Source organism: Winogradskyella rapida, from assembly GCF_042675845.1.
Taxonomy (GTDB): Bacteria; Bacteroidota; Bacteroidia; order Flavobacteriales; family Flavobacteriaceae; genus Winogradskyella; species Winogradskyella rapida.
The window spans coordinates 82,232-95,893 of the sequence record NZ_JBHTKM010000017.1; the positions used below are offsets into that span (position 1 = coordinate 82,232).

Below are 13,662 nucleotides of genomic sequence, written 5' to 3' on the forward strand. Positions count from 1 at the left end.
GAAAAGTATCAATTTTATCTTATATAAAAAATATAAATAAGACCTTTCTTACATTAGAGCGCTACCAATCTGAACATCAAATCATCAGCCGTTGTTTTTTGACTTAATATATGAATGGCTTTTTCGGTTAATTGCAATACCCTAGGATAGCCTCCCGTCGTCTGACAATCGCGCATTAACACCACCAATTGACCTGAAGGCGTAAGTTGTACCGTTCCGGGTAATACCGGTCCAGTTAATATGGGTTCTAAATCATTCTGAATTAAAGGTTGCAATTGATAAGCCATACGGCTATTAAATTTGGAAACCTGATAGTCAGACTGCAAAAGCTCATCAACCTGAGTAGGCGTTAATTTTTCAAACTCCGGCCCTTTAAAAACATCTAAGATTTTGGTTTGAAGATAAGAACCATTGAATTTTAATCGCGCATACTTCGCGCTTTTAAGTGTTAACTCATTTTCGATATGCAATTGCTCCCCTGTGTTTAATTTAAAATCCTCAGTAAGCCCTTTTAACATACTACGACTTCCCAAAACCTGAGGCGCTAAAATCCCACCACGAACAGCAACATAGGTCCTAAACCCATCTTTTGCCTGCCGAAATTTTAAAATATCGTTTTTATGAATTTTAATAGATTTAAACATCGCCACGGCCTTCCCATTTATTGTTGCCCCCATATCGGCTCCAGCAATAGCAATCCGTGTTGCTGTGAGAAATTGAAGTTCTGCGCCTATCATAGTCATTTCTAAAACTGCAGCATCCTTAGCGTTCCCTAAGAGCTGATTTGCAAACTTACTAGCATATTGATCCATTACACCGGAGCTAGGCACGCCATATTGCGCAAACCCCAAACAGCCCTGATCTTGAACTGAGGTGTAAAATCCGGATTTTAAAATTTTAATCATGACCTAAAAATTGTTCAGGGTTCATGCTCGCATTCGCATAGTGCTTTTTAAGTTCGAAATATTCTGACTTCGAAATAGCCTTAAACCTAACACGATCTCCCGCCTTTATGAAACAAGGTGGCGTTTCTTGAGGTGAAAAAAACTCCACCGGAGAACTACCTATAATGTGCCATCCTCCGGGACTATCTTGAGGATAAATTCCGGTTTGTTTTCCACCGATGCCTACAGCCCCTTTTTTTATGTTTAAATCGGGAGTATTTTTTCGATCTAAATGTAAACTTTTAGGTAGACCTCCTAAGTACAAAAAGCCAGGTATAAACCCAATAAAATAAACCTTATAAATAACACTAGAATGTAAATTAATAATCGCATCTTTAGACCGATTCACAGCTTTAGCATACGCCGCTAAATCGACCGCAAATTCCTCTTCATAACACACAGGAATTTCAAACAACCTCGACGACAATGCGGCAGGATTTCTTCATTAGCGTACCAATTCTTCAAGCTCAAAACACTGTCATTGACATTATCAATAGTACTACCATAAATAACTAATAATGAATTATATGAAGAGATTACATTAACCAATACTTTAATAGTATTCATTTCAACAAGCGTCTTAAAGCGCAGGACATCATTAAGAATATTCTCATCAATAATTGACGGCCACTCTATTAAAATAGAACGCTCATTATACTGCGAATATCGAAGTTTAAAATCCATAAAAACACTATTGAATACTTATATTATTTTCCTTTAATCTACACACCAAATACTTCACAATTTCCACCGCGTTTTCGGTATCACCATGCACACAAATTGTTGAAATTTTTGTCGCTACTTCCACCCTATTTATGGTCGTTATTTTTTGATCTTTTACCATCCTCAAAACACGATTAAAAACACAGTCTTTATCATGCAAAACCGCTCCTTTTTTCTCCCTAGACACCAATGATAAATCATCCTCATACCCGCGGTCTGCAAAAGCCTCATAAACCAGCTCAACATCATTAAGCAAAGCTATTTTAGCCATTACCGAATTACATGGCGCATACAGTTTCAATACCGGATTTACCGCTTTAAGCACCTTCAAAATAACACGAGCCGTCTCTTCATCTTTAGCCGCCAAATTATATAAAGCCCCATGAGGCTTAATATGATTTAAAACAACACCTTCAGCACGCGCCACCACCTGCAAACGCTCTATTTGCGCTTTTAAACTCGTATACAAATCAGAAGGAGACATCTCTATTACCGTTCTCCCAAAATTCAACCGGTCTGAAAATGAGGGGTGCGCCCCAATCTTCACCTGATTAGATTTCGCTAATCGCACCACATTTGTCATACTTTCAATATCACCAGCATGTCCACCACAAGCAATATTACACGACGACAAATACGGCATTAAAAGCGTCTCATTCCCTACACCTTCACCTACATCTGCATTTACATCTATTGACCTAACTTTCATCTTATATCACATTAAACACGATTAAAACACCTTTCAGTCCTAAAACTATCGTTACCACCATAATCAAAATTCCTAAGGCATTCTGCTTTTTAGTATTCACATACTTTCCTAGAACCGAAGATTTATTCATCACCCAAAGCAAGAACCCCGCCACCACAGGTAACAACACCCCATTAGCCACTTGAGCAAACTTTATAATTTCAATAGATTTAAAACCCAAACTAGAAAACAGCACTCCCAATAAAACAATAACCATCCAAACCGCTCTAAATTTTCTAGATTTCATGTCCGAACCCCACCCCAAGCAACCACTTGCAACAAATGCAGCAGCCAAAGGCGCTGTTATAGCGCTTGTTACTCCAGCAGCAAACAAGCCAACCGCTAAAAAGTATTTTGAAAACCGCCCAAATAAAGGCTCGAGCCCTAAGGCTAAATCAGAAGCGTTTTTAATATCTTGCATTTGTATTGCAGAGGCAGAAATAATTACACACATAGAGACCGTTCCGCCTAAAACCACAGCGACAACCGTATCACGCTTAGCCAAAGCTAAATCACGATCAGATTTCCATTTCGTCTTAGCCAATGAGGCGTGCAAAAAGAGATTGTACGGCACTACAGTAGTCCCAATTAAGGCCACGATAGTCAGAATACTCTCTTTAGGTGTTTCAGGAACAATAAGCCCCTTAAAAACATCGAGAAGATTCGGCTTGGTCAAAATCGCCGTTATTATAAAAGCCAAACTCATTAAAATTACCAAGACTACAAACGCTTTCTCTAAGACTTTATAATTCCCTATATAAAGCAATATAAACGCCATTACCCCAATAATCACACTTGCTCCATTGAGCTGTAGCGCACCAATGGTCCAGCTAAGATTTCCAGTTATCGCCTCAACCCCCAAAGCACCACCACTAATATTACCCGCTTCATAAGCAGCATTTCCTAGCACCACAGCACTAATAATTAGAAGCATAGCCCCACCTTTCACTAGCGGATGCTTTATCTCTTCTTTTATAATTTCAGACAAACCTTTTTGAGCCACCACTCCTAATCGTGCGGCCATTTCTTGAAGAATAACGGTAGCAAACACAGATAAAAGCATCGCCCACAACAACGTAAACCCAAAGTTTACTCCCGCTAACGTACACACCGTAACCGTACCAGGACCTATAAACGCAGCAGCTACAAGGGGTCCTGGACCGATGTTTTTTAAGAATTTTAAAATCATTATTTAGTAGAGTTCAGCGCATAAATAGCAAAACTCCCTAACCAATGGCCACCTTCGTAATGATCACCTACAATATTAGGCAACGAATAATTGATATGCTGATTAGCTACATTGGTTAAGTGCTTCAACGCCGGCATTTCCTTAGCTAAATAATTCAAACTCCATGCTCGGGAAAAATTAACCCCATCTAAATGCACGAGTTTCCCATCCGTTCTGTCAGACACCTCACCAACAGGCAACTTAAAGTCCTTATCAAAAAGTTGAGGCATAAATTTACGCGCCCATAACTCAAAGTCTTCCGTAGGCAACACACGCTTCATTAAAGCCGCTTCCTCTAAGCATGGCGACAGAAAATCATACCCACTCGGCTCCCACCCTATAGGGCAATTTTGATCATTCTGATAAAAATCCTTAGCTCTGTTTTCAATAAGATGCATGAGTTCTTTATGCTGCACAGCAACCGCATAATCATACGCAAAACTCAAACCAAACGCCGTATTAGGATGCTCCCCAACACGTATTGGGTAATTTAACTTCGGAAGAAACTCTAAATATTTATTGACGATTAAATCCGTCATAGGCTGCAGATTAGCTTCTAATTGACGTGCTGCAGGAGCATCCCACTCTCGTAGCTCTTGCGCTAGTTTTAATAACCACGCCCAACCATAAGTCCGCTCGAACGACTTATTATGAGGACCTTCAAAATAAAGCAGCTCTTGAGCGATATGTTCTTCTGAAATATTCTGAAGTAGTTTTTGTGCAATAGCATCTTTCTGGTCTAAATCTGGAAACTGCTTTAACAACGACACCAAACTCCAATGCCCATGAACCGCAGAATGCCAATCGAAACAACCAAAAAATGCAGGATGCAACTCTTGAGGTGTTTTTAAATCTGAAGCACTACCAATTGTCTGACTTAATTTATTTGGATACTCTGTATTTATACAATTTAAAGGCAATTGCGCTAAGCGATTTGCTTGTTCTAAATTCAATTCCACTACTTCAACCGCTTCAATTTCTTCCTCAAGACGATTAGTATTCTCCTTTACATTCTCCGCGTCTTTACAACTAAAAGCCATCAAAATCGCCAATAAAATAAAATGTTTTTTCATCAATTACTTAAAAACTTAATATTAAACTAAAACTTTAAACAAAAACCTGTAATACACTATAAATCAGTATTAACTATATAAGCAAAAACTAACCCAACCAACCATCTCTATCGAGGCTACGGTACTGAATAGCTTCACTTATATGAACTCCTGAAACCTCTTGAGCATTCTCCAGATCTGCAATAGTTCTGGCGACTTTCAAAATTCTATCATAAGCTCTCGCCGATAAATTTAAGCGTTCCATAGCAGATTTCAAAAGCAACATGGATGCATCGTCTAATTTGCAGTAAGCTCTAATCTGCCTAGAATTCATTTGCGCATTGTAATGAATGTTTTCTAAATCCTTAAACCGTTCGGTTTGTTTTTCCCGCGCTTTAGTAACGCGTTTACGAATGTCCACGGAAGATTCCCCTTGACGCTCGTCTGATAATTTCTCAAAAGGCACGGGAGTCACTTCAATATGAATATCAATACGATCTAACAACGGCCCTGAAATCTTTCCCATATAACGCTGCATTTCTGCCGGCGATGAGGTTATTGGCGCATCCGGATCATTAAAAAAGCCACTCGGACTAGGATTCATACTCGCCACAAGCATAAAAGACGAAGGGTAAGTCACCGTAAATTTCGCTCTAGAAATGGTGACCTCCCGATCTTCTAAAGGTTGACGCATCACTTCTAAAACTTCGCGCTTAAACTCTGGCAATTCATCTAAAAATAACACGCCATTGTGTGATAATGAGATTTCACCTGGTTGCGGATAACTTCCCCCACCGACGAGGGCAACGTTCGATATCGTGTGATGCGGACTCCTAAAAGGACGTTGTGCCATGAGTCCTGCATGTGCTTTAACCCGACCTACAACCGAATGAATTTTAGTGGTTTCTAAAGCTTCATGAAGCGTCATTGGTGGCAAAATACTTGGTAAGCGTTTTGCTAACATGGTCTTACCAGAACCTGGAGGACCAATAAGAATGATATTATGACCACCAGCCGCTGCAATTTCCATACAGCGCTTAATTGACTCTTGACCTTTAACATCTGCAAAATCAAATTCTGGAAAATCTAAACTTTTATAAAACTCTTCTCGGGTGTTAATTATAGTTTGTTCTAAGGGTTCTCCTTTGTCAAAATGATTAATGACTTGCGTGATATTTTCTACCCCAAAGACTTTGATGTCATCCACAATGGCGGCTTCTTTGCAATTTTGAACTGGAAGTATGATATTTTTAAACCCTTCTTCTCTTGCTTTCACCGCAATAGGCAGCGCGCCTTTAAACGGCTGTAAACTCCCATCTAAGGACAACTCACCCATAATGAGATAATCCCCTAGGTTTTCGGCTTTAATTTGATTAGAAGCCGCTAAAATCCCGATTGCAAGCGTTAAATCGTAAGCCGATCCTTCTTTGCGCAAATCTGCAGGCGCCATATTTATGGTGATCTTCTTTCCTGGAATTCGATACCCATTATTTTGAAGCGCAGCGGCTATACGGTAATTACTTTCTTTGATAGCATTATCTGGCAACCCGACTAAATGATAGCCAACTCCCTTGTCTACATTAACCTCAACGGTAATGGTTGACGCCTCCACTCCAAAAACAGCACTTGCAAATACTTTCTTAAGCATGAATGATTAGTTTTCCTAAATGTAAGAAAATCAAGGCAATAAAAAAACCTTTCAAAATTTAATCTTGAAAGGCTTTAAAACTTTAAATCGTAAAATTAGTGCAACAGAATCCAAATTGTTTTGCTAAAATCTTCAATTCCAACAGCAACTAAACCTATTATTGAAGGCACATCTAAAAACTGATTAATTCATTTTTTTCACAAACTCCAAAGCACGTCGTTCATTGTAATAAACATTGTCTTTATCTACAAAACCTACATGCCCTCCATATTTAGGCATTTCTAGATATACATTAGCGTTTTGCTTTGCCTCTTTGACGGGATAACAGGCGGCCGACAGAAAAGAATCGTTAAGCGCGTTTATAATTAAAGTTGGTGTTTTTATATGCGGCAGAAACTGTAAACTACTAGATTTCTCGTAATAATCTAACGCATTTTCAAACCCATGCGCTTTTGCCGTATACACGTCATCAAAATCTTTTAAGGTTTTAATCGCATTAAAATCGTCCATAGAAATATCATTAGGAAACTGCTCTAACTTAGGCTTAAGTTTTTCCTTTAAATGCCCTAAAAACCGAATAGCGTAATGTTTATTTTTTAAACTTAATAACGCTCCACAAGACCCTTTTAAATCGCAAGGAGACGATACCGCAATTACCGATTTTAATTCTTGAGGAAGAACACGATCTTCTCCGACATACTTCAGCACCATATTAGCCCCAAGACTTATTCCTTTGATATACACCTCATCATACTGCTCTTTTGACAATACATGCTGCATTACCGCCTCTAAATCTTCAGTAGCTCCAGAGTGGTAACTTCTAAATAGTAAGTTTGGTTCTCCGCTACAGCTTCTAAAATTTACAGCACAGGCATCAATAGCATTTTCATTAAATAATTTTGCCGCTCCTGTAATGTAAGGACGTTGCGCACTACCCTCTAAACCATGAAGTAAAACAATAACTTTATTCGATTTTTCTTCAGCGTAGCTCCAATCTAAATCTAGAAAATCCGTATCCTCTAAAATGATACGTTCTCTGACTTGTTCTACTCCGCTCACCTTTCGAGCTAATCCAGAAAATACGGTTGACACAAAGCTTTTTTTCGCCCAAAATGGTGGTTTATAGGTTGATTCTAATATTGGCATCTTTTATGTTTCTATTGTATGAATTCACGTCAGTTTGAGTGAAATTTCTTTTTTGCAATTTTGTATCGAGAACATATAAACGGAAATATCCCCTAAAGCTTCTCGATACAATTTTTCGTTCCTCAAAAATCACTCGAAGTGACGAATTTATTGAATTAGCACCTGTTATTTAAGTATAGTAAACTCTATAGCCGAATCATTAAACACCTTATGCGTTTGCTTTTGAAAATCACTTTCCTTAGCTTCAAATATATTATCTACGTAAGTTTGTGGATTCGCATCGATATACGGGAAAAATGTGCTTTGTACTTGCACCTGAATCTTATGCCCTTTTTTAAAGGTATGAAATACGTCTTGCAACTTTAAATTCACTGCGGTTTTCTCGTTGGGCACAAAAGGTTCTGGCTGCGACATACTATTTCTAAAACGCCCTCTTATCACTTCACTACGCACCATCATATGATAATTACTTAATTTTAAATGATCTTGAACATCAGCCGTGTTTTTAGTGTCAGCCGGAAATACATCGATGACTTTTACAATCCAATCGGCCGCTGTTCCTGTTGTAGAAACATTTAATTTCGCCAAGATATCACCAGCAAGTGTTACATCCTCCCCTAATAGTTCCGTTTCAAAAGTTAAGACATCTGGACGTCGCGACGCAAAACGCTGATCGTCTGTCATAAATTTACGCGGCGTGAAACCAACACCAATATCTTCTGTATAAGGAACAGGTTTTCTAGGGTCACTAACAAATTCTGATGCCGCTAACATACGATTCGCTTGTTTTGTTAAACGCTCGTTAGGTTGCATAAAATAACTTTCCTTAGTAGCGTTTTTAGGTGGCCAAGAGGCAAACGACTGCCACTCTTTTGTACCGGTATTAAAAAACTGAGCTTCAGCCAAACCAGTATCGCCATTAGCTTCACCTTTTAAGAAATGATTAAAAAACTTGGTTTCAATATGCTTCTGAAAGTAATCAGAGATTCCATCCCCAAAATGAATATTCCCAACAACCTGTCTTTCGCTATTTCTTGCCCAATCGCCATGACTCCAAGGTCCAAAAACAACGGTATTGTAATTATCACTATTCGCTTCAATATGCTTATAAGTATTGAATGGACCGTATAAATCTTCAGCATCAAATAAGCCCCCAACAACCATGGTAGCCGGTTTTATATTTTTTAAATGTTGAATAATGCCACGAGATTGCCAAAATTCATCATACGTTACATGGGTTTTAATTTGCTCCATAAACACATTAGTACTGTCGTAATACTGATCTAACTTACTTAAAGGCATATGATCTAAGAAAAACTGATGTTGATCTTCAGTCTTAAGATTTGGAAGACTATACCAAGCCGATGTTGTAGGCTCATCTTTCATATAACCGAATAAACCTGTTGCTCTCCAATAACTTAACATATAAGCACCATTATGAATAAAATCATCAAAAAAGAAATCCCCAATACACGCTTGCGGCGACACAGCTTTTAATGCCGGATGCGCGTCTAAAAGCGAATACGTCGCATAAAACCCTGGATAAGAAATACCATAAGTCCCGACCTTCCCATTGTTATTGTCAACATTATTAACCAACCACTCAATGGTATCATAAGTATCACTAGCTTCATCCACTTGATTTCCTGTTTTATTTGGAATATAAGCACGCATATTATCATAAACCCCTTCGCTATTCCAACGACCACGCACATCTTGATACACCATAATATTCCCTTCTTCCATAAGGTATTTATTAGGACCAATTTTAGATCTAAACTGATCTTCACCATAAGGTTTACAACTATACGGTGTTCGCATCATTAACATCGGATAGGTTTTACTCGTGTCTTTAGGCGAATATATGGTGGTGTGTAATTTTATACCATCGCGCATGGTAATCATCACCTCTTTTTTAGTGTAATGTTCACTCGGATTGTAAACCGCCTCAACAGCAACTTCTGTTGTTTCTTTTAAGGTTGAGGTTTCTGAAGGCTTACAACTCGCAAGGGTTATAAAAATTAATAAAAAGAAGGTAATTCTTTGAAATATCATACTGATTAGATTTTAAAAATTATAAAGATATGAAGTTTGCATCCTATGAGCACAAGGTTTTTAAAACCTAATAGGCTGGCGTTACTTTTAATGAAAATTTAATTGAAATGCATTTAAAATATACGGTTGATGAACCACTAAAACCTTGCTCTAAGCGACTTCTACGGAGGTGAATTCAAATTTACCACCATCAAACAAGCCTTTATCACTAAGTTTTAATGCAGGAATCACCAACAATGCCATAAAGGACAAACTCATATAAGGCGCATGAAGCTGACTACCCAATGTTTTGGCCATTTTATCTAATTCTGAATAATGTTGACCAATAACCTCAGCATTTTGGTCGCTCATTATTCCAGCCACAGGCAAAGGAATCACTTGTTCCTCCGTGTCTGAAACCGCACAAATACCGCCTTCATTTTCAATGAGAAGATTCACAGCCTTACAAATAGCTTCGTCCGACACCCCAATAGCAATAATATTATGCGAATCATGTCCTACCGAACTTGCAATAGCACCTTCCTTGAGGCCGAAGTTTTTAATAAACGCTATCGCTGGTTTGTCATTCTGATAACGATTAACAACCGTCATTTTTAGAACATCCGTTTCCGTATTAGAAATCAAATTTCCATCCTTAATAGTCGCATTCTCCGTAAGAGCGTTGGTTACGAGCTCGCCATCCACACATTCAATAACTTTAATTTTTGTGGTTTGCGACTCGAGTCTAAACTCTGAAACGTCTTTTTTACTCGTATTGAAGTTGTTGAGGTTTGCAAAGGCTACATGTTTTACTTTTGAACTGCCGTGATCAGACACTAATTCGCCATCAATATAAGTCTGAAGCGTTTTAAACTCTTTTAAATCTTCCACAACGATACAATCTGCAGCATCACCAATATTTAACAAGCCGACATCCAAATTGTAATGCTTCACCGGATTTACACAAGCGGCTTGCAACACTTTAAACACATCATTGCCTTTAGCAATCGCTCTTGCACAAAGTTGATTGATATGACCGAGCAACAAATCATCTGGATGCTTATCATCACTACAAAACATCATATTTTCATAGTGTTCGTCTAACAAATCGATAAGGGCATTGAAATTTTTAGCTGCACTCCCCTCTCGGATAATCACCTTCATGCCTTTTTGCAATTTCTCTAGACCCTCATCAAAAGTAAAACACTCGTGATCTGTAGAAATTCCTGCCGCAATATATTTTGTTAAATCGTCTCCTCGTAATCCTGGGGCATGACCGTCAACTGGTTTATTATAATGTTTTGCCCATTCAATTTTCTTCAATACCTCAGCGTCATCATAAATCACACCTGGGTAATTCATCATTTCGGCTAAATATTTAATATCCGGATTTGCCATTAAGGTTTTAATAGCGTCAGAGTCTATTACAGCGCCTGCAGACTCAAAACTTGTTGCCGGCACACAAGATGGGGCTCCAAAATTAAATTTAAAAGGCGTTTGCTTTCCGTTTTCAATCATAAACTCCACACCTTTTACACCAAGTACATTGGCTATTTCATGTGGATCAGAAACCGTAGCAACCGTCCCGTGATTCACGGCGATTTTTGCAAACTCAGAAGGCACCAACATTGAACTTTCAATATGGATATGCGCATCTACAAAGCCAGGGAGAATGTAATGATCTTCTTCGCAGTCCTTTGCTTCAACAGAGGCAATTTTACCGTTTTCAATGGTGATCTCACCTTTAAAAATTCTACGGTTTATAATATCTACAATGTTTCCTTTTAATTTCAAATTTCTAAATTTATAATTTCAAAATAAGCACAACTAAACAATTCAACTAACTTAAAAACAATTTAATAAGTCAATTTACCGAACTATAACTTTAAGCATGTGCTTTGTGTTTTCTGTGACTTTAAATCGGCCGTCGGCACGTTTTCCTACCAACCAAACCACCTTATCTCCTGAGGTTAAAACCCAAGTTTGTTCCTTTTCTACTAAGGATACTTTTTCGTCTTTCAGGTATTTACTCACCTTCTTTTTTCCGATCATTCCTAAGGGCTGAAACACATCTCCAGCTTTCCATAGGCGTAATTCTAAAGGAAATTTTAAGAGCTCCTTATCGACAAAAATACTGTTTTTTGAAGCTTCAGGCCTCACCTCAACATCCTCTAATCGCAGCTCTCCAATTGGGGTATCTACAGCATTATTATCCGCTTCGATTAAGATTGAAGTCTCTCCATTTTCAGCTGGTTCTAAATCGGCTAAAATCAAAAACTCTCGATGTTTAATTAAACGATGTGTGTTCGATTTTACCATTTTCCCCGATTGGGCCTCTAATAAATTCACCACATCATTCCACTCGGTAAACCCGCAATGTTTAAAGATTTCAAACATATACGCTTTAGGATTGCTGTGCTTTTTAAACTCAGCTACCTTAAAGGTTTGCCCATATTGATTATCGGCGACTAAGGCTTTCTTTAAAAAATCGGAAAGACTATCCTCTACAATGTCCGCAGAATCCTTCAGATTGGTCATTGTGCTCCGAAAACTCGCTAAAAGCTGAGGGTTGATCTCCTTTAATAAAGGCACCACCTCATGGCGCAGTTTATTTCTCAGGTATTTTCGGGAGGCATTACTTGCATCTTCTCGCCACGTTATTTGATGGGCTTTAACGTAAGTTTCAATCTGATGTCTAGAAAACGGCAATAATGGCCGTACAATATTATTATTAATCATCGGAATTCCGGTTAAACCGTTGAGTCCTGTCCCGCGTGTAAAGTTAATAAGAAAGGTTTCAAGGTTATCATCGGCATGATGTGCCGTGAGGATATAATCGTAATGAAGTTGTTGCGCTAACTCTGCAAACCAATCGTAACGCAACTCGCGCGCTGCCATCTGTATAGAACACTTATGAATTTCTGAATACTGCTGGGTATCAAAATGCTGTACAAACACCTCTACCCCTAACGTGTCGGCCAGTGCTACAACAAAAGCCTCATCTTTATCACTTTCAGAAGCTCTTAGTTTAAAGTTACAATGTGCCAAAGCGATATCCAAGCCCATAGCATAACACAAATGTGCTAGCACTACGCTATCAATGCCGCCTGAGATAGCAATTATAAGTTTACTTTCTTTAAGTATAGAAAGCTTATTTTCGATATGATTCTTAAAGTCTTTACGCACCTTTCAAAGGTATTGAATTTTATTCTTTCTAAAATTGAACCTGCTTTAAAAATTTAACGGCCTATTCTTTAATGTGTATTTTCATATTTTAGCAAAAATTTAATTATTAAAACCTCATTATCAGTAACTAAAATGAAAGCACAATTTTAAGAAATGGTTTTTTTAGGTTTAAACAAATGACGATTATCACATTAGAATCATTTCTTTTTAATTAACTTTAAGAGAATTTATAATTAAAAGGTTATGACTGTATCAGATAAATTATCACCAGAATCTGCAAGAACCACCTTTGACAAAAAGGTCCTTTCTGCACTCCCACATCTACATCCATACGTTAAACACAGAATATATATTGCTGAAAGCACCGGCATTTTACCTAAGAATATGTTTTCGTCTAACGGACTCATTGATGAAAGTATCATTTTACTTTATGATCAGGAATTTGATCGTAATGCTGACGCTATGGCCGTACGTTTAGAGTTGTTTAAAATTGTAGACAACTATATGAACCTCCTTTTTAAAAACGAAGCTTATCATAAACAGACGATTAGCACAGATGATATCTTAAAAAATGAATTAGCTAAACTTAATGAAGATTATACGGTTGATGCTGATTTTGATTTTATCTTAAATACGGAGCTCAACGACATTTCTTATAAACAAGAAACATCAGACCCTATACAACTGTATGCCGATAAAGAATCGTCTTTATTAAAAGCTTTTGAGCTTAACAACCTGTCTTCGAGTCAGTCTAACAAAGCCTTTAAGCACCTTTACACTTGGCTTCCATTTAACGTGTCTAATATTGTAGACTTATATATTATAGGTAAACTGGACTTTGAAGCGATTGCTAAGATTAAAAACATTGAAACCAAACGTGTAATTGCAATTTTTGATAAAGTGAAGCGCACCTTTAGACGCCATATTGAATAACTAAGCATTCCCTTCTAATA

The 13,662-nt window shown here is 37.9% G+C and carries 12 protein-coding genes; 1 reads left to right on the top strand and 11 read right to left on the bottom strand.

Annotated elements, in window-relative coordinates; genetic code table 11:
* Positions 1 to 53 precede the first annotated feature (53 nt).
* From ACFQ13_RS04190 to tilS, 11 genes are all read right to left on the bottom strand, one after another.
* Positions 54 to 905 carry a 5-oxoprolinase subunit C family protein gene (locus ACFQ13_RS04190; RefSeq protein WP_386114365.1) on the bottom strand — a complete coding sequence of 284 codons (852 nt, stop codon included), beginning with the start codon at positions 903 to 905 and terminating at the stop codon, positions 54 to 56.
* Complete coding sequence (gene pxpB / locus ACFQ13_RS04195; protein ID WP_386114368.1) at positions 898 to 1,371, bottom strand: 5-oxoprolinase subunit PxpB; 474 nt, start codon at positions 1,369 to 1,371, stop codon at positions 898 to 900. Before pxpB ends, ACFQ13_RS04190 begins: the two co-directional genes overlap by 8 nt.
* Positions 1,311 to 1,628 carry a carboxyltransferase domain-containing protein gene (locus ACFQ13_RS04200; RefSeq protein WP_386114371.1) on the bottom strand — a complete coding sequence of 106 codons (318 nt, stop codon included), beginning with the start codon at positions 1,626 to 1,628 and terminating at the stop codon, positions 1,311 to 1,313. The genes pxpB and ACFQ13_RS04200 overlap by 61 nt, the downstream gene beginning before the upstream one ends.
* Positions 1,629 to 1,635: 7 nt before the next feature.
* A complete protein-coding gene (gene pxpA / locus ACFQ13_RS04205) occupies positions 1,636 to 2,376 on the bottom strand; it encodes a 5-oxoprolinase subunit PxpA (RefSeq protein WP_386114374.1) in 741 nt (246 codons plus the stop codon).
* Position 2,377: 1 nt separating this feature from the next.
* Positions 2,378 to 3,604, bottom strand: a complete 1,227-nt coding sequence (locus tag ACFQ13_RS04210) for an Nramp family divalent metal transporter (RefSeq protein WP_386114376.1) — start codon at positions 3,602 to 3,604, stop codon at positions 2,378 to 2,380.
* Positions 3,604 to 4,716, bottom strand: coding sequence for a DUF2891 domain-containing protein (locus tag ACFQ13_RS04215; protein WP_386114379.1), 1,113 nt, complete (start codon positions 4,714 to 4,716; stop codon positions 3,604 to 3,606). The genes ACFQ13_RS04210 and ACFQ13_RS04215 overlap by 1 nt, the downstream gene beginning before the upstream one ends.
* A gap of 88 nt (positions 4,717 to 4,804) precedes the next feature.
* Positions 4,805 to 6,343 (bottom strand): YifB family Mg chelatase-like AAA ATPase, encoded by a 1,539-nt coding sequence (locus ACFQ13_RS04220; protein WP_386114381.1) that lies wholly within the window; start codon positions 6,341 to 6,343, stop codon positions 4,805 to 4,807.
* Positions 6,344 to 6,526: 183 nt separating this feature from the next.
* On the bottom strand, positions 6,527 to 7,489 hold the full coding sequence (locus ACFQ13_RS04225) for a YheT family hydrolase (RefSeq protein WP_386114384.1): 963 nt from the start codon (positions 7,487 to 7,489) through the stop codon (positions 6,527 to 6,529).
* Between the two features lie 165 nt (positions 7,490 to 7,654).
* The gene (locus ACFQ13_RS04230) at positions 7,655 to 9,544 is read right to left on the bottom strand and encodes a CocE/NonD family hydrolase (RefSeq protein WP_386114387.1); all 1,890 of its coding nucleotides are present in this window, start codon (positions 9,542 to 9,544) and stop codon (positions 7,655 to 7,657) included.
* Positions 9,545 to 9,694: 150 nt separating this feature from the next.
* Positions 9,695 to 11,317, bottom strand: a complete 1,623-nt coding sequence (gene ade, locus ACFQ13_RS04235) for an adenine deaminase (protein ID WP_386114390.1) — start codon at positions 11,315 to 11,317, stop codon at positions 9,695 to 9,697.
* Between the two features lie 75 nt (positions 11,318 to 11,392).
* The gene (gene tilS / locus ACFQ13_RS04240) at positions 11,393 to 12,709 is read right to left on the bottom strand and encodes a tRNA lysidine(34) synthetase TilS (protein WP_386114393.1); all 1,317 of its coding nucleotides are present in this window, start codon (positions 12,707 to 12,709) and stop codon (positions 11,393 to 11,395) included.
* A gap of 243 nt (positions 12,710 to 12,952) precedes the next feature.
* On the opposite strand from tilS, the gene ACFQ13_RS04245 reads away from it, so the two are divergent.
* The gene (locus ACFQ13_RS04245; protein ID WP_386114396.1) at positions 12,953 to 13,642 is read left to right on the top strand and encodes a hypothetical protein; all 690 of its coding nucleotides are present in this window, start codon (positions 12,953 to 12,955) and stop codon (positions 13,640 to 13,642) included.
* Positions 13,643 to 13,662 lie beyond the last annotated feature (20 nt).